20 protein-coding genes are annotated in these 21,182 nt (G+C 62.6%); 7 read left to right on the forward strand and 13 right to left on the reverse strand.

All coding sequences use genetic code 11. From position 1 onward, the window contains the following. Nucleotides 1-65: 65 nt before the first annotated feature. A complete protein-coding gene (locus AC04MD_RS04915; protein ID WP_447939895.1) occupies nt 66-1,049 on the reverse strand; it encodes an alpha/beta hydrolase family protein in 984 nt (327 codons plus the stop codon). A 29-nt stretch (nt 1,050-1,078) separates the two neighbouring features. Between AC04MD_RS04915 and AC04MD_RS04920 the strand changes: the two genes are divergently transcribed. Then, a complete protein-coding gene (locus AC04MD_RS04920) occupies nt 1,079-1,483 on the forward strand; it encodes a DUF1264 domain-containing protein (protein ID WP_447939894.1) in 405 nt (134 codons plus the stop codon). On the opposite strand, the gene AC04MD_RS04925 is transcribed toward AC04MD_RS04920, so the two are convergent. From AC04MD_RS04925 to AC04MD_RS04935, 3 genes are read right to left on the reverse strand one after another with little or no spacing between them, the layout of a single operon-like run. Continuing rightward, nucleotides 1,480-2,088, reverse strand: coding sequence for a DNA-3-methyladenine glycosylase (locus AC04MD_RS04925; RefSeq protein WP_447939893.1), 609 nt, complete (start codon nt 2,086-2,088; stop codon nt 1,480-1,482). The genes AC04MD_RS04920 and AC04MD_RS04925 overlap by 4 nt on opposite strands. Further along, nucleotides 2,081-2,281: a hypothetical protein gene (locus tag AC04MD_RS04930; RefSeq protein ID WP_447939892.1), complete on the reverse strand. Its 201-nt coding sequence runs from the start codon at nt 2,279-2,281 to the stop codon at nt 2,081-2,083. Before AC04MD_RS04930 ends, AC04MD_RS04925 begins: the two co-directional genes overlap by 8 nt. Nucleotides 2,282-2,328: 47 nt before the next feature. Then, the gene (locus AC04MD_RS04935; RefSeq protein WP_447939891.1) at nt 2,329-2,730 is read right to left on the reverse strand and encodes a SirB2 family protein; all 402 of its coding nucleotides are present in this window, start codon (nt 2,728-2,730) and stop codon (nt 2,329-2,331) included. A 116-nt stretch (nt 2,731-2,846) separates the two neighbouring features. On the opposite strand from AC04MD_RS04935, the gene AC04MD_RS04940 reads away from it, so the two are divergent. After that, nucleotides 2,847-5,171 carry a nitric-oxide reductase large subunit gene (locus AC04MD_RS04940; protein ID WP_447939890.1) on the forward strand — a complete coding sequence of 775 codons (2,325 nt, stop codon included), beginning with the start codon at nt 2,847-2,849 and terminating at the stop codon, nt 5,169-5,171. Between the two features lie 283 nt (nt 5,172-5,454). On the opposite strand, the gene AC04MD_RS04945 is transcribed toward AC04MD_RS04940, so the two are convergent. The 4 genes from AC04MD_RS04945 to AC04MD_RS04960 form a co-directional block, all read right to left on the reverse strand. Next, entirely contained in the window at nt 5,455-8,532 is a 3,078-nt protein-coding gene (locus AC04MD_RS04945) for an efflux RND transporter permease subunit (RefSeq protein ID WP_475496212.1), read from the reverse strand. Beyond that, nucleotides 8,529-9,620 (reverse strand): efflux RND transporter periplasmic adaptor subunit, encoded by a 1,092-nt coding sequence (locus tag AC04MD_RS04950; RefSeq protein ID WP_447939888.1) that lies wholly within the window; start codon nt 9,618-9,620, stop codon nt 8,529-8,531. The genes AC04MD_RS04945 and AC04MD_RS04950 overlap by 4 nt, the downstream gene beginning before the upstream one ends. Before the next feature lie 122 nt (nt 9,621-9,742). Beyond that, a complete protein-coding gene (locus AC04MD_RS04955) occupies nt 9,743-10,378 on the reverse strand; it encodes a TetR/AcrR family transcriptional regulator C-terminal domain-containing protein (protein WP_447939887.1) in 636 nt (211 codons plus the stop codon). A gap of 85 nt (nt 10,379-10,463) precedes the next feature. After that, nucleotides 10,464-11,432, reverse strand: coding sequence for a hypothetical protein (locus AC04MD_RS04960; protein WP_447939886.1), 969 nt, complete (start codon nt 11,430-11,432; stop codon nt 10,464-10,466). An 85-nt stretch (nt 11,433-11,517) separates the two neighbouring features. Between AC04MD_RS04960 and AC04MD_RS04965 the strand changes: the two genes are divergently transcribed. Further along, nucleotides 11,518-11,967, forward strand: a complete 450-nt coding sequence (locus AC04MD_RS04965) for a MarR family winged helix-turn-helix transcriptional regulator (RefSeq protein WP_447939885.1) — start codon at nt 11,518-11,520, stop codon at nt 11,965-11,967. A 493-nt stretch (nt 11,968-12,460) separates the two neighbouring features. Next, nucleotides 12,461-14,209, forward strand: a complete 1,749-nt coding sequence (locus AC04MD_RS04970; RefSeq protein WP_475496213.1) for a hypothetical protein — start codon at nt 12,461-12,463, stop codon at nt 14,207-14,209. Nucleotides 14,210-14,570: 361 nt separating this feature from the next. Here AC04MD_RS04970 and AC04MD_RS04975 read toward each other — a convergent pair whose 3' ends face one another. Further along, the gene (locus tag AC04MD_RS04975) at nt 14,571-15,539 is read right to left on the reverse strand and encodes an alpha/beta hydrolase family protein (protein WP_475496214.1); all 969 of its coding nucleotides are present in this window, start codon (nt 15,537-15,539) and stop codon (nt 14,571-14,573) included. Nucleotides 15,540-15,820: 281 nt separating this feature from the next. Between AC04MD_RS04975 and AC04MD_RS04980 the strand changes: the two genes are divergently transcribed. Beyond that, the gene (locus tag AC04MD_RS04980) at nt 15,821-16,432 is read left to right on the forward strand and encodes a TetR/AcrR family transcriptional regulator (protein WP_475496215.1); all 612 of its coding nucleotides are present in this window, start codon (nt 15,821-15,823) and stop codon (nt 16,430-16,432) included. 393 nt (nt 16,433-16,825) lie between these two features. Then, on the forward strand, nt 16,826-17,257 hold the full coding sequence (locus tag AC04MD_RS04985; protein WP_475496216.1) for a hypothetical protein: 432 nt from the start codon (nt 16,826-16,828) through the stop codon (nt 17,255-17,257). A gap of 535 nt (nt 17,258-17,792) precedes the next feature. On the opposite strand, the gene AC04MD_RS04990 is transcribed toward AC04MD_RS04985, so the two are convergent. Next, on the reverse strand, nt 17,793-18,077 hold the full coding sequence (locus tag AC04MD_RS04990; protein ID WP_083537768.1) for a BPSL0761 family protein: 285 nt from the start codon (nt 18,075-18,077) through the stop codon (nt 17,793-17,795). Between the two features lie 106 nt (nt 18,078-18,183). Between AC04MD_RS04990 and AC04MD_RS04995 the strand changes: the two genes are divergently transcribed. After that, the gene (locus AC04MD_RS04995; RefSeq protein WP_475496217.1) at nt 18,184-18,546 is read left to right on the forward strand and encodes a hypothetical protein; all 363 of its coding nucleotides are present in this window, start codon (nt 18,184-18,186) and stop codon (nt 18,544-18,546) included. Nucleotides 18,547-18,608: 62 nt separating this feature from the next. Here the strand turns inward: AC04MD_RS04995 and AC04MD_RS05000 are convergent, their stop codons facing one another. The 3 genes from AC04MD_RS05000 to AC04MD_RS05010 form a co-directional block, all read right to left on the reverse strand. Then, on the reverse strand, nt 18,609-19,466 hold the full coding sequence (locus AC04MD_RS05000; protein ID WP_475496218.1) for a hypothetical protein: 858 nt from the start codon (nt 19,464-19,466) through the stop codon (nt 18,609-18,611). Nucleotides 19,467-19,581: 115 nt separating this feature from the next. Continuing rightward, the gene (locus AC04MD_RS05005; RefSeq protein ID WP_475496219.1) at nt 19,582-20,892 is read right to left on the reverse strand and encodes an Arm DNA-binding domain-containing protein; all 1,311 of its coding nucleotides are present in this window, start codon (nt 20,890-20,892) and stop codon (nt 19,582-19,584) included. After that, nucleotides 20,885-21,139, reverse strand: coding sequence for a hypothetical protein (locus AC04MD_RS05010; protein WP_447584633.1), 255 nt, complete (start codon nt 21,137-21,139; stop codon nt 20,885-20,887). The genes AC04MD_RS05005 and AC04MD_RS05010 overlap by 8 nt, the downstream gene beginning before the upstream one ends. Nucleotides 21,140-21,182 lie beyond the last annotated feature (43 nt).

Genomic DNA, 21,182 nt, shown 5'->3' on the forward strand with positions numbered 1-21,182 from the left:
CATCGCTTGCTCGGCTTCCGCAGCAGGAAAGCGTCAAGGTGCCGTTCCGCATTACCTGTGTTCGCTCAGCGCGGTGCCAGTGTCTCTCGGAAGAAGCCGACCGCGTCGGCATTGATCTGTGCATGCAGCGCGCCGCGATCGATGCCGGGCGGGTCGACGCACAGCACAGGCAGCGCTTCGCTCATGCCGGGATTGCAGGGCGCCAGGAACACGTAGTGACCGGCGCCCACGATGCCGCGGAACGTATGCAGCCGCGGCAGCGCATCACGCACCGGCAACACGTTGTATGCCGGCAGCAGTACGCGGTCGGACGTCGCGCCGTACAGGAACACCGGCGCGTCGACGCGCTTCAGCGCCGCGTCGTCGAAGAAGATCGCGAATGGCGCCATCACGAAGCCCGCACGCACACGCGGATCGGCGGTGTCGCGCGACACCGGTAGGCGTTCGATCACGGCGGGTACTTCCACGCAGACCTCGGCATCGGCCGGTTGCGCGGCGCAGTAGGCGTCGCGTCGCGCGAAATCCGGCGGCGCGCCGAGCAACAGCAGGCTGGTGTAGCCGCCGGCGGAGAAGCCGGCCACGCCGACGCGGTCGGCATCGATGCGCGGACCGAACTGCGGATCGGCCACCAGCAGGTCGAGCAGGGCGGACACCTGCCAGGCACGGCCGCGCAGGACGCGCTCGGTGCCGAAGCCGCTCTGGTCGCGATGGTTGTCGCCGGCGTGTTCGATCGCAGCGACGATGAAGCCGGCGTCGGCCAGCGCGGTCGCCAGATCGTGGTGGCCCAGGGCGCTGCCGCCGTGGCCGTGCGAAATCAGCACCAGCGGATGCCGGCCGTCGGCGATGGGCAGACCGGGCGTGGCGGCGACGCGGTAAGGCCCCAGGTCGGTGGCACCGGAGGGACCGGTGGCCGGGTAGAACACGGTCGCCGGCATCGTGGTGCCGGTGGTGGCTTCGTGCACATCGCGGAAAGCGATGCCGTTGGCCGCCAGGGCAGGCGCACTGGCGACGGCGATAAACGACAGCAGGAGAGAGGTCAGCAGCTTCATCGGCAACTCCAACGGGGGTCGGTTCTCCGATGCGGGAACGGGGCGGAACGTTTAGACGCGCCCCACGACCGAAGCAACCCGGTTGCCCAGCTTCACCTGCCCCCGATGGCCCGGAAGGGCATCACCATGACAGCTGCCGACCCCACACAGACCAGGATCTGGACCTTCCCTTGGGAGTTCCGCAGTTGATGATGGGCTTCACCCAAGACGGCCAAGCGGACCCAGCCATGATCGCGCAGCGCGATGAGCGGCTGGGCATCGACAGCTCGGAAAAGCGTGCCAAACGAGCAAACATTCCCGCGCCCACCCTCGTTCCGGGGTCGGATTCATGGCAGCAGGGCAAGGTCATCCAGATCGTAGATCCGACGGGGCAAGTGCACGGGCATGAGCAAATTGCTGACCAAAGCACCGCCGAAAGCGCGACCTCAGATTAGGTTAGGGACTCTTTTGCCTTCTTCGAGCGGACAGACACGTGCGGGTGATCAGGCACGTGCCACCTCCATGGGAAATCCGTGGCCTTCGAAATGCCGATGCGCGGTCCAGTGACAGGTGCTGAAGGAGGCGGCGTTCCGTCACTGACGATGATGATGCCGCGATCACCAGTTACCAGGTCCGCCCCGTCCATCGAACGATTGACACCCATTGCTTGCGACAGCTTGCCGGGACCGCTGGCGAGATCTTGATGGCGCCTTGCCACCGGCCTGGCCGCCATCATGGCTTCAATACCTGCGATAGGCTCGCCCGCACGCAGTAGAACGCCCATGCCGTTTCCGCAGACGGCGTTGCATCCCCAGTGCATACCGTAGATGAAATAGACATACAGATGGCCAGGGGGTCCAAACATCGTGGCATTGCGGGCGGTCCTGCCCCGATACCCGTGAGCGGCAGGGTCTTCGTGACCCGCGTAGGCTTCGACTTCCACAATCCGGACTGCTCTGCCGTCCGAGCGGACGAGCAACTTGTTCAGCAGTTCCGGAGCCAGCAGCGTGGGATGGCGCTGATAGAACTCCCTGGGCAGCGGGGCCCAGCCATCAGGCATTGATTCCAGCACGTTCCACCATGGCGTTTAGTTCGTCGAGCACATATTGCTGGCACTCGGCTTCTACCTCGCAGCACAAGCGATCCGCTCTATCCTCGAAGGCGCGGTAAAACGTGTTCATGTTCTTTCGCAGGCGCGGGATTTCTGCCTCGATCGCGCGCAGCCTTGCATCGATTTCAGATTTGTGGAGCATGGGTGTGGCTCCGTTTGCCTGATGGCAGAATGCAGGCAAGAGCGTCATCACGCGATGAAGTTCGCAAGGAGCCCGAGAGGGTGATGTGCACGTGCCACACTGTAGGCATAGGCCAACAGCACACAGCCAACCAACAGCCACCCCCAGCGGGGCATGAAGGGTGATCGCTCGGTCGTCATCGCGTGCCTGCAAGCCACGAAACCACCCAACGCCACCAACTTGACGAGCAACCATCCGTTGGCATACATAGCGCCCGGAAGGATGGTCAAGAGCATCATCGCCGCCGTCAGCAGCGACACGTCCAAGGTCCAACTCAGGTATTTGACCGGTGTTCGTATTGTTTTGAGTGAGTTGATTGACACTGTTGCAAAAGAAAGAAAGAAAAGAGCTGCAACCAGCAGTCCCAAGAACACGTGTGCCGACTTGATCTGCAAGTAATAGTGGGCCATGTGCCTGTTCCTCCGAATGATCGCAGTTTAGACGTGTGTAGATGCGATAACTTCACAACGTATTGACTTGAGCTGGACACCATACCGAACGGCCCTCAGCAACGAAGGAGTGAAACGTGGACGCCACGAAGAAGCTTTGGTTGGGGTTGGGAACCCTACTTGTTGTCTCATTTGCGGTGTTGTTGTGGGCTGGGACTGAGATATTCCGCAGTGCACCACCGATGCCCGAGCGCGTGGTGGCAGAAGATGGCCGTGTGCTCTACACCCGCGCCGACATCGAGCGCGGCCGCCAAGTCTGGCAATCCATGGGTGGGATGCAGTTGGGCTCCATATGGGGCCATGGAGGCTACGTTGCGCCCGATTGGAGCGCGGATTGGCTGCATCGCGAGGCGATGACCATCCTCGACGCATGGGCGGCGGCCGAAGGAGCGCCCACTTATAGGGAATTGCCCGCCGAACAGCAAGGCATGCTGCGCGCGCGTCTCGAAGCGTTGATGCGCCCCAACACGTTCGACCCGCAGACAAGAACCATCACCGTGCCTGCTGTTCGGGCCGAGGCGATGGGAAAGGTCGCGGACCATTTCGTGAGCTTGTTCGGCAACGCGCCCGAGACGGCAGAGCTTCGCGAAGCCTACGCGATGAAGAACAACACCGTGCCCGATGAAGCCCATCGGCGCGCGTTGACCGGCTTCTTCTGGTGGACGGCCTGGGGCGCTGGAACGGAGCAACCCGGTCCGTCAGGGGAGACCCTCGCGCCTGACCAGGCCGGGGTGACGCCCCAGCGGGTGACCTATACCAACAACTGGCCTAGCGAGCCGCTCATTGGTAATCGCCCGCCACCGTCGTTGTGGGTGTGGTCGGCCTTCAGCGTGCTGTTCCTCATTGCCGGTATTGCACTGCTGGGATGGCATCACGCCCGAACGCGGGACGAAGATGAGCCTGCATTGCCCGCGGTCGATCCATTGGCCACGCTTCGGATCACTCCGTCCATGCGGGCCACAGCGAAATACTTCTGGGTGGTGCTGGCGCTGTTCCTTCTTCAGATCCTCTTGGGCGCCATCACGGCGCATTACCAGGTGGAAGGGCAGGTGGCCTACGGCTACGCGCTGTCAGACATCCTGCCGTATTCGATCACCCGAACATGGCACACCCAGCTGGCCGTTCTCTGGATCGCGGTGGCTTGGCTGGCAACCGGGCTCTACATCGCCCCTGCCATGTCTGGCCACGAGCCGCGGTTCCAACGATTGGGGGTCAACTTCCTCTTCATCTCGCTGCTGATCATTGTCGTGGGGTCGTTCACCGGGCAGTGGCTCGCGGTGATGCAGAAACTTGGGCTGGAGCACAACTTCTGGTTCGGACACCAAGGCTGGGAATACGCCGACATGGGGCGCTTCTGGCAGTGGTATCTCTTCATCGGCCTGCTGTTGTGGTTGGTTCTGGTCGGACGCGCCCTTTGGCCGGTCCTGCGAGGGCCGCGTACTGAAACGCGCACCGTGGTGGGTCTGCTTTTCCTGTCAACCGTTTGCATCGGTCTGTTCTTCGCCTCGGCCCTGATGTGGAACGAGCACACCCATATCTCCGAGGTGGAGTATTGGCGCTGGTGGCTGGTCCACCTGTGGGTGGAAGGCTTCTTCGAAGTCTTCGCCGCGGCGGTGATGGCGCTGATCTTCGTGAAGCTCGGATTGGTCGGGCCCAAGTCGGCCACCACGGCTGTCATGTTCGCCACCATCATCTTCATGTCCGGCGGCGTATTAGGCACCCTGCATCACCTCTACTTCGTGGGTACCCCGACCGCAGTCGTCGCCCTCGGTGCGAGCTTCAGTGCGCTCGAAGTGGTTCCGTTGGCCTACCTGGGCTTTGAGGCTTACCACACGTATCGGATGGGGCACGCCACCCCGTGGATGGCACGTTACCGTTGGCCCATCCTGTTCTTCATCGCGGTGTCGTTCTGGAATCTCGTAGGAGCGGGTCTCTTTGGGTTCCTCATCAACCCGCCGCTATCGCTCTACTACATGCAGGGTCTGAACCTCACACCGCTCCACGGTCACACGGCGCTGTTCGGTGTCTACGGCATGTTGGGCATCGCATTGGTGCTGTTCTGCTTGCGGGGGCTACGCGGCCAGATGCTTTGGAACACGGGCGCCCTCAAGACCGCCTTCTGGTGCCTCAACATTGGTCTGGCCCTGATGGCGCTTCTGACGTTGCTTCCGTTGGGCACCATGCAGCTGCTGGCGGCTATCGAGCACGGCTACGCGTACGCACGGTCTGCCGAGTTCATGCAAAAGCCGATCGTGGAGATGCTGGTCTGGATGCGCGTGCCTGGCGACGTGATCTTCAGCGTCGGCGCGGTCGCCCTAGCATGGTTCACATTCCGATTGTGGGTCGCACCCAAGGCAGCGTTGCCACCCGCTGGAGTCGTGGATGAGCCTCCACAGAGGTAAGTTCAGCGAAGGGGCCGCCGGGCCCCTTCCTTTTTACTGATTGGTCAGCCTGTTCATATTCCTCGACCGATGGACTCCAAGTGTGGAAAGCAAATAGCTCTGGATTCCGGATTGGCAGGCGCGAGTGAATCTTGATGGGAAGCGCGCGAACCAGAGAGGATGCCATCGGCGCGGGAGAATCAGTCGAGCCGATGCAGCTCAGTTGCGTTGGTCTAAGGCAACGATGGCCAGATGGCTTGAAGTGAACTCGAAGCCGACTGGCCTGGTTATGCCTGACACAGGGTTAGTTATGGGCTGACATACTTCTATGAGAAGAGCGACCCCGTAGTTGCCGAGAAAGCCATTCGCCCATGTCATCAATCAGGGTGAAGGCTGCCGGGATGACGATCAGGCTCAGGAGCGTCGAGGTAACCAGGCCACCGATCACCGCAATGGCCATCGGGGCTCGGAAGCTGGAGTCGCCGGCAAAGCCCAGTGCGATCGGCATCATGCCCGCGCCCATCGCGAGCGTGGTCATGATGATGGGTTGGGCACGCTTGCGGCAGGCGTCGATCAGCGCGTCATGCTGGCTCAGTCCGTGCTCGTCTTCGGCGATCACCGCGTAGTCGACCAGCAGAATGGAGTTCTTGGTCGCGATGCCGATCAGCATCAGCAAGCCGATCAGCGCCGGTAGCGAGAGCATGTTCTGGGTCAACAGCAGTGCACCAAATGCGCCGCCGGCACACAGCGGCACGGCAATCAGGATCGTCAGGGGCATCAAGGCGTGGTTGAACAGCAACAGCAGCACCATGTAGATGCACACGATGCCGGCGGCCATGGCCAACAGGAAACCCACGAACAACTCGACAAAAACCTCGGCATCGCCTGTGTTAAGGAAGCTCACGCCCGGCGGCAACCGGGTGACGCTGGGCAGCTGCTGCACCTGCTCCATTACCTCGCCTAGCGGGCGGCCATTGAGTTCGGCGGTCAGAGTCACGTTGCGCTGGCGCTGGTAGCGCGAAAGCTGCGAGGGACCGCTGCCCATCTGTATATCGGCCACTGCCGCGAGCGGAACCGGTCCATAACGGCCCGGTACGAGCAGCTGCCCGATCAGGGCAGGATTGGCCAAGGTGGCTTCAGAGAAGCCCACCCGAATCGGGATCTGTCGATCAGGGAGGTTGAGCTTGGCCAGGCGCTGCTCGTAGTCGCCGGCCGTGGCGATGCGTGCGGCCTCGGCGATCGCCGCGGTGGACACGCCCATGTCGGCCGCACGTGCCGCGTTGGGCACGATCTGGATTTCAGGGCGCAGCAGCGAGGCCGAGGAGGTCACGCTGCCCAGCCCGGACAGGCCGCGCAGATCGCGCTCCAAGGCCAGCGAGGCTTCCTGCAGGCGCTGCGGGTCATCGCCCGAGAGCACCAGCTGCAGCAAGTTGCCCGGCTCGGAGCTGACATAGCTCACACGCACGCCGGGCATGTCGGCCAGCCGAGCCCGCGCATCGCGCTCCAACTCGCGCTGGTCACGGTCCCGGTCATCGGCGAGGCCCCAGTCCAGCACCAGCGTGGCCTTGCGCGGATCGGCCACGCCGACGGTGGAGGGATCGCCCAGGTCCAGCACGCTGCCCGCGGCGGTGTAGACCTGCTTGAGCTCAGGTATGTCCTTCAATAGAGCACGTGCACGTTCGGACACCGCAACTGTTTCTTCGAGGCGGGTTCCCGGTGGCAGTTCCAGATTCAAGTTGCTGCGGCCCAGATCGGACTGGGGAATGAAGGTGGCCGGGATCAGGGGGATCAGCGCCAGCGAGGCGACGAACAAGCCTGTGGCGATCCAGAGCGTGCGCGCACGGTGGCGCAAGGCGGCATCGACCCAGCCCAGATACCACGTCATGAGCTTGGAGTCGGGTTTCTCCTCGCCGTGGGGCTTGAGCAAATAGGCCGCCATCATCGGCGTGAGCAGACGCGCCACCAGCAAGGAGAACAGCACCGCGGTGGCCGCCGTCCAGCCGAATTCGCGGAAGAACTTGCCGGCGATGCCCGGCATGAAGGCCACCGGCACGAACACCGCTGCCAGGGTGAGCGAGGTCGCAATGACAGCATTGCCGATCTCGCCGGCCGCCTCCGTGGCCGCCTCTTGGGGTGATTTGCCCATCCGCAGGTGGCGGACGATGTTCTCGATTTCCACGATCGCATCATCGACCAGCACGCCGACCACCACCGATAGGGCGAGCAAGGTGATCATGTTGAGGGTGAAACCGAACGCGTACATCACCGCGAATGTCGGGATGATGGACAGCGGCAGGGCCAAGGCTGACACCCAGGTCGCGCGCCAATCGCGCAGGAACGCCCAGACCACGAGCAGCGCCAGCAAGGCGCCCTCGTACAACATCGTCATCGACGAATCGTAGGAGCGGTGGGTCTCATCGATCGCTGTGGTGACCAGGCGGAAGTCCACGCCGGGGTGGGCCTTCTTGAGCTCATCCAGGGCTTGGTGAACACCTTCTTCGACCTTGACCTCACTGGAGCCGCGCGTGCGCGACATGGAGAAGGCCACCACATCCTTGCCATCCAGCAGCGCGGCCTCGGTGGGATCGGCCGCGGCGTCAGTGACGGTGGCCAAGGCCGAGAGCCGGACCGAACGGCCATCGGGCAGGCTGATGGAGTAGTCGCGCAAGGCCTGGGCGTTGGCTACGGTGCCCAAGGTGCGAATGGTCTGCAGGGCACCATCGAGCTCGGCCTTGCCGCCGGCACGCTCGACCTGGATCTGCGCCAGTTGCTGGGAGACATCGCCGGCGGTGACGCCGAAGGCGAGCAGGGCATTGGGATCCAGATCCACCCGCACCTGGCGCTGGACACCGCCAATGCGCGTGACCCGGGCCACGCCATGCACGCCATACATCGCGCGGGAGATTTCCCGGTCGACGAACCAGCTTGCCTCATCCTCCGTCATCTGCGGAGCGACCAACGCATAGGTCATCAGCGAGCCGCCGATATCGACCTTGGAGATCACCGGCTCCTGGATGTCTTGCGGCAGGTCGGTACGGATCCGGGTGACCGCATCGCGCGTGTCATCCAGCGCCGTGGCCAGATCGGTTTCCAGTTCGAACTCGATGCTGGTGGTGCTGATGCCCTCGCTGACGGTAGACATCACCCGCTTGACGTTGGTGATGGTGGCCACCGAGTCCTCGACCTTGCGGGTGACCTCGGTCTCCAGCTGGCTGGGCGAGGCGCCCGGCTGGGTGACCGTCACCGTGGTCATCGGGAAGGCGATGTCCGGAAAACGCGCCACCGGCAGCTGATAAAAGCCCCACAAGCCCGCCACGCATAGCACGAAGAACACCATCAGTGCCGGCAGCGGTCGGCGAATGGCCCAGGCGGAGATATTCATGGGGTGCTGGCCTTCTTGCCGGCCACCACGCGCACACGATCGCCATCGCCCAGGAAGCCGGCTCCTTCGGAGACCACCTGCTCACCGGCTTTGAGGCCGTCCACGATTTCGATGCGTCCCTGCGTTGTCTGACCGGTACGGACACGTCGGCGTTGTACGGTTTGCTTGTCGGGGGTGACGAACACATAGCTGTGGCCGTCGCGCTGGACCACGGCTGCGCTGGGCACCATGAAGGCCTGGCCCTCACCGGTCAGGATCCGGCCTTCGACAAACGTGCCGGGCTTGAGCGGCCCAGGGGAGGGCAGGTCGGCATAAACCGTGCCGGTGCGGGTTTGCGCATCGATGCCGGGGGTAACCGCGCGCACGCGGCCGGTGATCTGCTGGCCGGCATAGGACAGTACGATCTCCTTGCCCACAGTCACCTGTGCCAATTGGTTTTCCGGCAGTTCGGCGCGCCATTCCAAACGCCCATCTCGAATCAGGCGTAGTAGCTCGGTGCCCGCAGCGACCACCTGGCCTGGCTGGACCAGGCGTTTGGAGATCACGCCATCGGCCGGTGCTCGCAACTGGGCGAAGTCGCGCTGCAATTTGGCGGCATCGCGCGAGGCTCGCGCGGTGGTCAATTGCGCTTGTGCTTGGGTAGAGGTTGCGCGCAGCTGATCTAGGTCCGCCGCGCTGATCAGCTGCTCGGCCGCCAGCTTCGATCCGCGTGCATGTTGAGCTTGCGCCAATACCAGAGCAGCGCTGGCCTCTTGGGTCGCGGCTTCAGCTTGCGCTAGCGAACTGTCCAGCGTGCGATGGTCGAGTTCGAGTAGAACCTGCCCCTTCTTGACCTGCTGGCCCACATCCACATTCAGGGCGGTGACGCGCTGACCGCTGAGCTCAACACCCAGCTGCATTTCCTCGTAGGGCGAGACCGGCCCGGACACGGTCACGCTGCGTGCCAAGGCATAGGTCTGCACGGGGGTCAGGGCAACGGTCAAGGCCGAGGACGGCTCGGCGGCCGCCTCGTCTTCTTTGTCGCCACAGGCAGCGAGCAGGGGCAATGAAACGAGCAGGAATGACCAACGCAGGATCGGTGCGCGCATAGGGAAGCCAGGATGTGGGGGGGGGGTGATGCTGCTTGCTACTGCGCTGCGCCCGAGGGCTTACGCATGGCTGTGAATTAACAGCGGGACCATCGGTGCGGCCTGATTCTTCTCAGGACGCATTAAGTTCTCTTTAAAATCTGTTGCTCAACGCCATCAAGAATCAGCTCAATGCCGTTGGTGAAGCGCTCATCAAACTTGGGTTCGGCCAGAACCTCGCGTGCTTCCCAACACCGCGGAAAGCGCGCCTTGGCCAGTGCGAAGAAGGCTTGTTGCACGCCTTCGATCACGCCAGGCTGTTCGGGCAGGGATTGTTCTTCGATGACAAAGCCCATCACGTAGTAGATCGAGTCCAGAGCCGTGGTCGCGGCGAACTCGACATCGGCACCTGCCTCGACCAGGGCAGAGATGGTGGCATTGCCCACACGCAGCACATTCTCGGTGGCCAGGAAGGTGCCGGCATACACGCGGGCCCCATCGCGGTGGGCCTTGAACGCGGTCCGAAATTCATTGGCGATCTGATGCATCGTGCTGCGCCAGTGCTGACCGGCGGGAATGTCGCGCGCGACCTCGGTGATCATCGCGTCGGCCATTGCATCGATCAGCGCCTGCTTGCTCTTGAAGTGCCAATACAACGAGGGCGCCCGGATGCCCAAGCTGCAGGCCAGCTTGCGCAGGCTCACGCCTTCGATGCCGGTCTCATCAAGTAACCGGAAAGCCGCCTCGATGATGTGCTCTTGTTTCAGGGGGCTGCGCATAGACGCCCTAACACTGTTAGTTCGATCACTCTAACGATGTAAGGGAGCGTTGGCAATCCAGCTCGGTCATGGCCATGGGCGGCCATCACACCCGCCATGGCGTGAAGACCAGGCGAGCCCCGTCATCCGGCGCCTGCCACGCCCGCGTCACCTCGCTCAGCGGCAGCGTCCGTACCTGCGTTTGGAAAGCGCCGCGGCCCAGCGCTTCGGCCAGCGCGGGCAGTTCGATCAGCATCTGGCGACCTGACAGGGCGCCGTGCCCGCAGCCCAGGATCTGGAGTTTGGTCGAGCGCAGAAAAGCCCCGGGAAGCGGTGCGCTCTCGCCGGCCATAGACCCCAGATGGACCCAATCCAGCGGCCGATCGCGTCGCTGGCGATGCCGAAGCACCGCTTCCATGGAGATCACCGCGCTTTGGCCCCACACAAAATCCAGGACCACATCCACCTCACTCGCCAGTACGCCTAACCGGGGATCGCCCATGGTCACGGTGTCGGTCGCCCCTAGCGCCGGCAATTGCGCCAACCGGCCCGGATCGCGGCCGGCGGCGATGACCTCGCCGGCGCCCAAATGTCGGGCGATCTGGACGGCCAAGCGTCCCGAGCTGCCAGTGGCGCCCAGCACCAGCACCCGCTTGCGCTGTTGAAACGGCAAACGCCGGCCAAATCCCGGCACTCGGCAACGTAACGCCAGCCAGGAGGCCATCGCTGGGTTCATGGCGCCGGCCAACAGGACCGGGTCGACGCCATGGGGGAGCTCGATGCTGTGATCCAGTGCGATGACCGTGCGCTGGGCCATCGAGCCGGGCAAGCCGGGCTCCTGGACGAAGTAGCGCAACCGGCCATCGGTGCCGCGACCGACGCCATCGACGCCGGCAATGACGGGCAAGGTGCCGTTGATGGAGTAGTGCTGGCCCGAGGCGCGACCGCGGGTGATGTGATGCAAACCGGCCGCCAGCACGTCCACGAGCATCTGACCGGACTCCACGGCAGGAGGATCGGCGACATCGCAGTACTCGGGTGGGGCGTCATACGAGGTGATGAGGGCCGCTTTCAAACAAGTTCCTTCGGCACCGCTGGCGCCATAGTTCGTAATACGACCTAATATTGGTTCGCTATACGAACTATGTCAAGCTGTGCTCATGAGCCCGACCCGCAGCTTGAAACAGCCCTCCGCTCCCGAAGAAGGGTTGGCCGATGCATTGGTGACTAGCGCCTTTGTCACCATGGCCGTCATCAACAAGATCGGCGCCGAACACGATCTCTCGCTCTCCCTGGTTCGGGTGCTGGGCATCCTGGCCGACCGACGCCCACGCATGAATGAGCTGGCCGAATACCTGGGCCTAGAGAAGCACACGATGTCCGGGCTGATTGCCCGGGCGGAAAAACGTGGCCTGGTGGCGCGTGCGCCCAATGAAGCCGATGGTCGCGCCACCGATGTGCTGATCACCGCCGAGGGCGCCAAACTGATCAAGCGACTGCGTGCGCAAGGGCAAAAGGCCTTGGCGCCGGTGATCGGCCAACTCGGCGTGTCGGATCAGCGGCTTCTTCAAGAGCTGCTCCACCGCATGCTCCAGAGCAGGCCAGTCTAACGTCCGCCATTCAGACCAAGCCTGCTTCGCGCGTCGACTCAATTTACGGTTTGCGTAATGTCCGCTTCCGACCCGAAGCGGACATCGCTTCGGGTCAGATTCGAGTGATGGATAGGCTTCCGTCGAAGAAAATTTGGCCGCTCTGGCTACGGTCAATAATTGAGAGCTGGGCAAGCACCGGGAGTAGGCCGATCCAGACGCCATCCCTTGGCTTACCTGACTGTGGTGGTCAAGGGGGATGGGTGGATCAGCGAGAGTCCTGACCGCAGGCGCGTTCGTCGTACCAGCAAGCCTGATCGGATGCCCGGTGGCTAGGGTCCTACGCGGCTGGGCCTGGCTGAGCGGCTGGAGAAGGCGGAATGCCACCTCGAGCCTGTCGTCCAGAAGGCATAGAGTTTTTACGTCGCATGCATGAATCGCGTGTCGACAGCTTGTCATCCAGGTGGCCTGCTGTTGATTAGAATGCATCCTTACTCAAGGGGGAGACCAAGCCATGCTTCATCATCTCCGACAGTTGTTGTTCGTGCTGCTCGTGTGCGCGGCCGGCAACGTCCGCGCTGCGGCCCCCACGGACGGGCCCAGCGTTGCGCCGCGCGACGCAAACCACTGGGGCGTATACGCACAGCTTGCCGGCAGGACGTGGCAAGGCGAGAACGGCAGCATGACGTGGGCGTGGGGGCCAAACGACACGCTCGTTGAAACCGGTATCACCCAACAATCGGCGACGATCCGTCCCGGCGCGGTGCCCGGCACGCTAGTGCAGGAACACAGCCGCTCGCACGTTTACGATGGAAGTATCGGCGCGGACGGTTCCATCTTGTGGATACGCCGCGGCATCATCAAGCTGCCCTACCGCATGTCGCTGGTCGACGGACGGCTGGTGGCCGAGTCGGTCAAGCTGGGTAGCGACAACCAAGTCGCCAAGGTGAACAGGACCTGGACCTATTCACCACAGGTAGGGTCGCTGGCCCCTGCTGAGGATGTGATCGTCGCGACCACTAAGCCTGTCACCCGCACTGCGCCCGCCAACGAAGGGCCCGCAGCGCCTGTCGTCGCTGCGCCTGCACAAACCCCCACGAACACGAGCTTCGGTTGGCTGGATGCACGCATCGGCCGGTCGTTCGTCGGCACCAATCCGTGGGGCGCCACGTACACGCTCGATGTCTACCGCGACGGCGCGTCCTTGGCGCTGCACCATGGCACCCTCGGCGGTGCACGCACCGGCCGCATGTTGATTCGCCCGACCGCCACGCCGGGGCGGTTCGAACTGCTGGAGAACTGGCATGGCGCCGCCACTGCGAACAGCCTGGCCTATATTGCTGGCACTCCCGGTGCACCTGCCACCGATCCTTTGGATGGCTACTATGCCGACCCGCGCGAACCGGGCGACTTGGTCATCGGTTACGACATCCGGGGCGGTTACGTGGTGCTCGTGTTCCATCCCAACAACACGACCGGAGGCCTGACGTACCATCAGAATGGAGGCAAGCGCAGCTTTGGCATCAGACGGGCCATCGGCGATCTCGACTACGTGGGGACCGCTTGGTTCTCCCCCGCAACCCAAGACGCGGTCGACAACGTGCGGGCGTACGCAGCGGCTGAGCAGCAACGCCAGGCCGAGGAGCGTCGCGAGGAGGAACGGGACCGCGCCGAGCAGCAGCAGCGCTTGGCCTCGGCAGCGTACAACAGCCTCGTGCAGGCAACCGCAGCTGCGGTTGAAAGCGAAGCCCAATCGCGCGCGCGTCTAGACGCCACTCTCGACCAGGCGGCACGTCAGGCCGCGTCCGAACGTCAAGGCAGTGCGGCCGGATCGGACCAGTACGCGCGCGAGCTTGCGAACGCGCGCGCCGCTACGGAGCGTCAGGAGGCGATCGCGGCGGAATATGCTGACCGCCGTGCCGCTGCTGCGGCGCTCAACGCCGCGCCGGATACTTCCAGTGTCAGGGCGGCTGGTGTAGGCAGCGCATCGACCCAAGATCGCGCCGACACGTGCGTTGGCCAACCGGTCACGAAGACACACGTGTGCCCCAGCAGCAGCGGATTGATTGGACGCATCGTCAACAGTTGCACCGCCCATGTGGACGTGCGCATGTGCTTCATGACAGATGCCGGCTGGAGCTGCCAATCCAACTACGGCTTGGCGCCCGAGCGTGCTTGGGAGCCGGGCGATTGCAAGGCGACTGGACAGGTGTTCCGTTCGGTGCGTTACAGCAACAGCGACACACCGCTCGAGTCGCCGTAAGCCAACTCGACATTCGTTGCGCGGCGCCCACGCCAGCCTACCGCCATCTAATTATCGGCATGGCGAACGCGACATAGAAAGCCGCACGCGAATCTAGAGAACAGCGATGTCCTTCACCCGATAAGTCGGCTCCAGTAGTGGCTTGCGGGACATCTCTTGCTGGTCAGGCTAGGGACGACGTCAGCTTCTGGCCGGAAGCGGAACTCCAGTCTCGACTCTTAAGTCGACTGCGCTCGATGCGAACGGCCTGGCCGGATGGCGCGCCCAGACTCAATCCAGTACCTCGACGTCTCAAAACACATCTTGTCGCGGCGCAGGGGCCTGGAGATCGACCCCTTCGCCGCACGTCGTGCTCGGGAAACTACTTGGTCTCGAGCGTGCCAATGCTGTTGTCCGGACGCTCCAGCTCGGCTGCGACCATCGACCACGCCTTGTTCTCCGGATACAGCTGCGACATCACGTAGGACCATGTCACCCACTGCGCATCCGAGACCAGTTGGGGATTTTCGTCATTGGCCTCCTTGGCGTCGTAGCCGGAAATGCCGCCGAAGATGTGGGCGCAGTTGTTGAAGGTGACCAGCATGGCGCCATTGTCCTTGGGGCTGAACCGGAACGCGTCGCCACGCCATGTCTTGCGATCGGAGAACCGCTCGTTGAAGTCCTGGTCGCCGGTCAACACCAGCGACGGTGCGGTCAGAGTACTGAAGTCGGTGTTTGTCAGCGCCGGATAGTTGGTCTTCGCGAACTCTGCGGCATCCTTGCCATCGCCGGTGGGCGAGAACAGTACAAAAGCCTTGATGCGTGATTCCTTCAGGTCGACAACGTCGCCCTTCACCGGATCGGTGACCCGGGCGCCGGCCAGGATCGCGCCCGTGTGCCCGCCAAGGGAATGGCCCACAAAGCCGACGCGGTTGTGATCGATACGCCCCTCAAGGCCGGGGACCGCCTTCTCGATTTCATCGAGGTGGTCGAGGATGAAACGCATGTCCTGCGGACGGGAGCGCCAGTGCAGCACGCCCTCCGGCCCGTTGGGATCCAGGCCTAGGGTCCGGGAATTCTGATGCGTGGGCAGGATCACGACGAAACCATGCGCGGCGTAGAAGTCCGCAAGCGGGCCGTAGCCGCGCATGGAGGCGATGAAGTTCGAACCACCGTGGCCATGCGACAGCAGGATGACCGGTAGATTGGTGCCCGTGGCGGGCATGACCACCCGCATCTGCAGGTTCGGGTCGGTACGACCGGGCATGTTGAGAGTGACCGGGCTGAAGGACAGGATCGGAGTCGCGGCGGGGAGCGGAGCGCGATCGGGTTTGACAGTGGCTTCGTTCATGGCATGAGTTCCTTGGGAGGTAAGGGCGGATGGGGTCGAATATGTGGCAGACGGGGTGCCGGACTGCGCCAGACTCGGCGCGACGGGGGCAGTGGCCAGGATCAGCGCGGTAGCGACGAGCGATTTCAAGGTTTCTCTCCAGCGTTGAAGGGAAATCCGGGCCGAACGGGGCTAACCATCAGGGCATGGGCCTGACGGGTCCGGTCGGTTTGGATGCATGCGCGAGCAGGAGTTATAATAAACGGAACATGTTCCGTTTTGCAAGAGGGTAGGTGGAATCCGTGACCAAGCGTTCAGAGGGGAAAGCAAAGTCCCCGCCCCGGCAGGCTCGAGCAGACGCCCAGCGCAATCTGGAAAAGCTCTTGGCGGCGGCGCAGGTTGTCTTCGAAGAGAAGGGTACGGACGCGCCGATCCGGGACATCGCGGCCCGTGCCGACGTCGGCGTAGCCACGCTCTACCGCCACTTCCCGCGACGCGAGGATCTGCTGGCCGCGGTCTTCGCCAGCGAACTGGAAGCGTGCGCATCCAAGGCGCCCGATTTGGCCGCAAAGCTCCCGCCTTTCGAAGCGTTGGCGGCTTGGACGCTGGAGTTCACGGTACTCGCCTGCAGTAAGCGTGGACTGGCCAAAGTTATTTCCGATCCGGCGTTTGCTTCTCTACCAGAGCGACGCGACAGCCTGCTGCGCCCGGCGTTTCGAAGTTTGTTCTCTGCGGCCGTCCAGACTGGCAAAGTTAGAAGCGACGTGGATCCCGACGAGTTCATGGATGCCGTTTCGAGCCTTTGTCTGGCCGCCCACGACACGAGACTGGAATACGCGCAGCGCATGGTTTCGTTGTTCCTGGACTCGCTTCGCTGGTCAGCTGATACGCGACCAGCTCCGAACAAAAGCTAGACATCTAAAGCAGTATTCGAACATCACTCGGGTCCGAGGTGCTTTCTCACCTGAGGCACGTTTTCGGATTGGTATATTGCAAGCGCGGTCGGACCAAAGCGTTCGATGTCAGCTTCCAGTCAATAGCTGCTTTTGGCGAGATAGCATCTTGAATGCTTATCCGGGTAGGGCGCGGCAGCTTTCGACCCAAACCGGTCGTCCATCAGCGCTTCGTTACGGCCCTTGGAAGTGCGGCCTGCTCAGCTCGCTGGGTCCGAATATGCATCGGCGTGTTAGCCGGACCCCGCCGCCCTAAGATCGAGCCGTATCAAGGGGGATAGCCCGCCGTAGCCCGCGCTGCGGGCAAGTCGTATAACCAGACTCAGGGATCCGGCTATTAGGCAGTTTAACCTCATGAAAATCCTGTCGCGCCTGCTGTTTTCAATGGTTAATCTTGGTGTGGCGGGTTGGTACCTACTGGCTGCTGCGTGGGTACTTGGGGGCTTTCGAGTTGAGGTTCTTACGGGCGCATCGTATGAGTGGCCCGTTCGTGTAGTAGTAACTTCAACGGTTGTGGCCGTTCTTGGACTGCTAATAGGGATCGCAGTGCTATGCATCACCCGCGGACGGCTGTTTGGTCACGTGCTCGTCTCGGCGCTCATAGCACTGAGCGTGATTGAGGCATGGGAGTTCGTCAGCCTTGTCAGGCTCTACGGCTCTGGCAGCGGATCGTGGCTCCCGTTTGCTCTTCTTGTTTCGTGGGCTGCCGTCTGTGCCGGTTACTTGGCGTCCCGGCTGAGGCCTAACAATTCGTTCAAGCCGACCCGCGAAACCTCGTCGGCCTAAATGTATTGCTAGGGTGCCCGAACCGGCGATCCTCAGTTAACCGGTAGCTCCTGCTGTGAGGTTTAGAGCGTAGGCGTGAACCGCGGCGGTCCTCCCTTGAGACACGTACCGCTCGGCGGTATCGCCTCCCAGCTCGATCAATGGAGCATGGCGAAACCAAGTGATGGCACGCTCGATGTCCAAGTCACTGGACTCGAGGAGTGCGGATATCACGCTAGCAGCGTTGTGCATGTAGTCCTGCAATAGCTCCGACTCGGGAACATGCGAGATGGCATCTGGCGGGATGTGTGCCAGATCAGCCAGCGTCGCCAAGTCAACGCGGAACTGCTCGGCGAACAGCCTCGGGGAAATGGTTCCGTTCTCACGTAGTCCCTGTAGGAAGCTACTTGATGGCTTCTGTTGAGCGAATGTCATGACGCGTATGCTCTTGATGGAACAATCCGGTGCTGCTGCTCGAATTGCAGGAGTGTTCGATATGTCGGGTCGTAGGGTCCGTTCGGTTACCGCGCCACTGGATGGCTGCCAGCTCTTGAAATTATGGGCCTTCGGGCCAGCTAAGCCTCGTGGAGTGTCTCAACGGCTCGAAGTCCCAATCACTCTGTTCTGGAAGTGCTTGTTCCGGTGAGGCCAACTGAATGCTGAGAACAGAGTCGCGAATGGACTCCGCCAGCCAGGCGACGTCTTCCACAGTGGGGAAGTGTCTCGCGATTGTTGCGGCCTTTCGCCTGAGAGGCATAGGAAGTACATCGTCACGCGCAATGTCGACAAGGAAACTCCCTGCCCACAATAGCGCGCGTGTTCGTTCATCTGGCATGGTCATGTGATGGCCTCGGGGTAGTTGGGTGAGAGCATGGCTTCCGCAGATATCAGCGAGTGAGACGCTTGATCGCGAACATGTCGATCCATGACGTCCGGGAGATTGGGTAATGAGCAGGATTGGAGCGGGTACCGGGGAGCGTCCAACTGGGCAATCCTCTATTGACCCGGCGCAAGTCGCTGCCCGCCTCGGCTTGACGCTTCCGGAGCTAGCGGCGGCCTTGGAATGCCAAGAGGAGACGCAGCCAGAGATCTGGCGGACTTCTGCTTTGCAGAGGAAGCTGGCGGATGTCGAACACATCTCGGCCGTAGTCTTGGAGATGAAGCGTGCCTCGCATGATGCGCTGTTGCTGATGGGAAGCGCACCCGTGAGGGTGTTCAATGGCAGGACGATGCTGCTGGTCATCGGCGCCGGCGAAACGGATAAGGTTCTGCGATACCTTCAATCCATCGCAAGCGGACAGAATGGTTGAGCCTGTGAAGCAGCCTTACAGCCAGGTCGTCGGCTGCGTCCATATTGGACAGCATGAGGGTGTCAGCTAGACCACGAAGCCCGCCGACGCCGGAAGGCGTCCAGGGAAACCAGATTGCTCCGTGTGCCGGCCTGTTCTCCGTCCGGTCCATCCCAGTGGGTATCGAGCCAGCTCGTGTCAGCCAGATGATTGACATGCTCCAGGGTGGACAATGCCAGCGGGCTGAGGGAGAGGCGGTACTCGTGCTCCATCAGTTCCCTCAGCACGTCCGCATCCTCCGGGTACCCTTGGGCAAAATGCGACATGGATCCATCGATCTGCCGAAGCAGGTGCAAGGCATGTTCGCCATCTGACCACTGCTCCCGTGGCCAAGCCTGTCCTGCGTTTCGGAGCAGTGCGAACGTCATGCCCACCGCGCGCTGGAAAGACGACAATCCAACTCCCCACTGCACCAGCTCGGCATTTGTGATGGCCTTCTGCGCCAGGGAGCAGGCCTTGCCGTCGACCTCGATGGTCGCGTTCCAGTAGTTGTAGAACAGCGGGCGCAGGGCGAAGACGTCCTGAAGCAGCTGCTGCATACCCGGGTGGCGGATCTGATCCACCAACGCGCGAAAGCGAGCGACCAGTTTCGCGGTGCCTGTGGCCTCGGGGATGAGGTCGATGACCTGCAAGGCCGGCTGCCACTGGATGCGGTCGATGACCGAGGTCAGTCCCACGGGATAGCCAAGGGGGTGGATGCTCACGGTGGCAGTCAGTACGGAGTCGGTGTTGGCTGCATCGAAGTGATGCCAGGTCCACGCGGCGAGCTCGCCGTCTGGATGGAGCACGCGTACCGACTGGAGGCCATCGCCACTGATCAGGCCAGGTTCGAGAACGGCATCGAAGGTGACGGGCTGGGTGATGAGGGGGTGCTTGTTCATGGGTCTTCCTTGGATGAGTTGCTGTGGAGTGGGTTTTGAGACACAGGAGGGCTCGGCTCGTCGCAAGTGCGTCAAGCGGGGCTTGTTCGGCGGTTGGGGGGGCTCGGCGGAGCCGCTACTGCTGCTGAAGTTGAGCGACCAAGGCTTCGAGCTGTTTGCGCGTCAGCACGGACAAGGGAGTGGTCGTGCCCTGCGGGGCATCCTTCGTCCGGGCAGTGCTACTGGTCGGCATGGAGGAGGCGGTGACCAGCCCCGTGAAGGCCTTGCCGTCGTTGCGGGTCAGGTTCGGCACGTATCGCGAGTAGACCCGGAACAACATTTCCGTATTGGCATGCCCCAAGGTCCGGGCCACCCACTCCGGATTCTCGCCTGAGGCCAGCATCAGCGTGGCTGCCGTATGGCGGGTCTGGTAGGGCCTTCGGGGCGCCAAGCCCAGATGGCGGAGTAGGGGGTGCCAGACCCGGTTGGTGAAGTTGACCAGGTTGATCGGATCACCGTTGCGCTGTGCAAAGACCCAGCGGCAATCCTCAGAAACCAGTTTCCGCTGTTCAAGCAGGGCCGTGCGCACCAAGGGAACCATGGGGATATCCCTCATCGAGCCATCGGTCTTGGTGTTCTCCAACTTCCCTTTGACGATCGACTGGCGGACTAGGATCAGATCCTGCTCAAAGTCGATGTGCTTCCACTCCAGCGCATTGATCTCGCCTGTCCGCATCCCCGTGAAGAAGCGGGTCGCCAGATACGGATGCCAGTCTTTGCGGACGGTGCCGAGCGCACGGTGGACCTCATCCAGCGAAAGCGGCTGGATGTCTAGCTTGGGTAGGCGCAGCGGCTTGATGTTTCGGAACGGGGTGAGGAACTCATAGCGCTCGGAGGCCTCGGCCATCAGCATACGCAAGGGCGTCATGATGTGATTGATCCTGGAGGGAGACAGGGCGCCGCCGCCTTTGCCAGTTTGCTTGCCCAGTTCGGCGCGGAAGGCCAGCAGGTCTGCTCGGGTGATTTCAGCCAGCGGCTTCTCACCCAGCTTGGGAAGAATGTGTTGCTGCAGGGTCCCTTGCACGGTGTCGGCATGAGTCTGGCGCCAGCGGGGCAGGTTCTCTTGGTACCAAGTCCCTGCGAACTGCCCCAGCGTCGGTGTGGAGGGACCCCTATCCGGCGAGGCGTGGCTGCTTGTCGCCACCACCATCGGAGCGGCCCCCATGTCGCCGTCAAACTGAGCGGCACGAGGACTGTCGGGGAAGAACGTCCTGTAGTCGAACGATCCCTTGGCCATCTCGCGTTTGATGCGGTTGGCAAAGGCCTCCAGAGTCCGGCGGTTGGCCACCGTGTCCTGCAGGGTCGTTTGCTCTCGGCATCGAACGCCGCGGTACCGGAAATCAAGAAACAGGCAGCCCGTCTCGGGGCGGCGGCGGACGTTAGCCATGTGCCCGGCCTCCGTTGGCCATCGGGATCAGGGGCGCCCTGCTGGCGGACGCGATACCGATATCCCTCTCGATCGCCTCCCACAGGAACAGGAGTTTCCGACCTCCAAAGGGACGGATGTAATGGGTGCCTTCCAGCAGGACGCTGTCCTTGAGGCGATTCCTGATCGTGCGGACGTCGTAATGGATCCGGCTAGCCAGTTCTTCGGTGGTGAGGTAAGTTTGCACGGCGCGCTCCTTGTCGTTCATCGTCAACGGCTGTCGCGTATAAGCGACGCTTGTTGTTCATAAT

It is taken from the genome of Pseudoxanthomonas sp. LjRoot206 (assembly GCF_056175725.1).

Coding starts and splice junctions, on each gene's coding strand:
- AC04MD_RS04915 (WP_447939895.1), bottom strand. CDS start 1,049: ATGAAGCTGCTGACCTCTCTCCTGCTGTCGTTTATCGCCGTCGCCAGT.
- AC04MD_RS04920 (WP_447939894.1), top strand. CDS start 1,079: ATGCGGGAACGGGGCGGAACGTTTAGACGCGCCCCACGACCGAAGCAA.
- AC04MD_RS04925 (WP_447939893.1), bottom strand. CDS start 2,088: ATGCCTGATGGCTGGGCCCCGCTGCCCAGGGAGTTCTATCAGCGCCAT.
- AC04MD_RS04930 (WP_447939892.1), bottom strand. CDS start 2,281: ATGCTCCACAAATCTGAAATCGATGCAAGGCTGCGCGCGATCGAGGCA.
- AC04MD_RS04935 (WP_447939891.1), bottom strand. CDS start 2,730: ATGGCCCACTATTACTTGCAGATCAAGTCGGCACACGTGTTCTTGGGA.
- AC04MD_RS04945 (WP_475496212.1), bottom strand. CDS start 8,532: ATGAATATCTCCGCCTGGGCCATTCGCCGACCGCTGCCGGCACTGATG.
- AC04MD_RS04950 (WP_447939888.1), bottom strand. CDS start 9,620: ATGCGCGCACCGATCCTGCGTTGGTCATTCCTGCTCGTTTCATTGCCC.
- AC04MD_RS04955 (WP_447939887.1), bottom strand. CDS start 10,378: ATGCGCAGCCCCCTGAAACAAGAGCACATCATCGAGGCGGCTTTCCGG.
- AC04MD_RS04965 (WP_447939885.1), top strand. CDS start 11,518: ATGAGCCCGACCCGCAGCTTGAAACAGCCCTCCGCTCCCGAAGAAGGG.
- AC04MD_RS04970 (WP_475496213.1), top strand. CDS start 12,461: ATGCTTCATCATCTCCGACAGTTGTTGTTCGTGCTGCTCGTGTGCGCG.
- AC04MD_RS04975 (WP_475496214.1), bottom strand. CDS start 15,539: ATGAACGAAGCCACTGTCAAACCCGATCGCGCTCCGCTCCCCGCCGCG.
- AC04MD_RS04985 (WP_475496216.1), top strand. CDS start 16,826: ATGAAAATCCTGTCGCGCCTGCTGTTTTCAATGGTTAATCTTGGTGTG.
- AC04MD_RS04990 (WP_083537768.1), bottom strand. CDS start 18,077: ATGACCATGCCAGATGAACGAACACGCGCGCTATTGTGGGCAGGGAGT.
- AC04MD_RS04995 (WP_475496217.1), top strand. CDS start 18,184: ATGAGCAGGATTGGAGCGGGTACCGGGGAGCGTCCAACTGGGCAATCC.
- AC04MD_RS05000 (WP_475496218.1), bottom strand. CDS start 19,466: ATGAACAAGCACCCCCTCATCACCCAGCCCGTCACCTTCGATGCCGTT.
- AC04MD_RS05005 (WP_475496219.1), bottom strand. CDS start 20,892: ATGGCTAACGTCCGCCGCCGCCCCGAGACGGGCTGCCTGTTTCTTGAT.
- AC04MD_RS05010 (WP_447584633.1), bottom strand. CDS start 21,139: ATGAACGACAAGGAGCGCGCCGTGCAAACTTACCTCACCACCGAAGAA.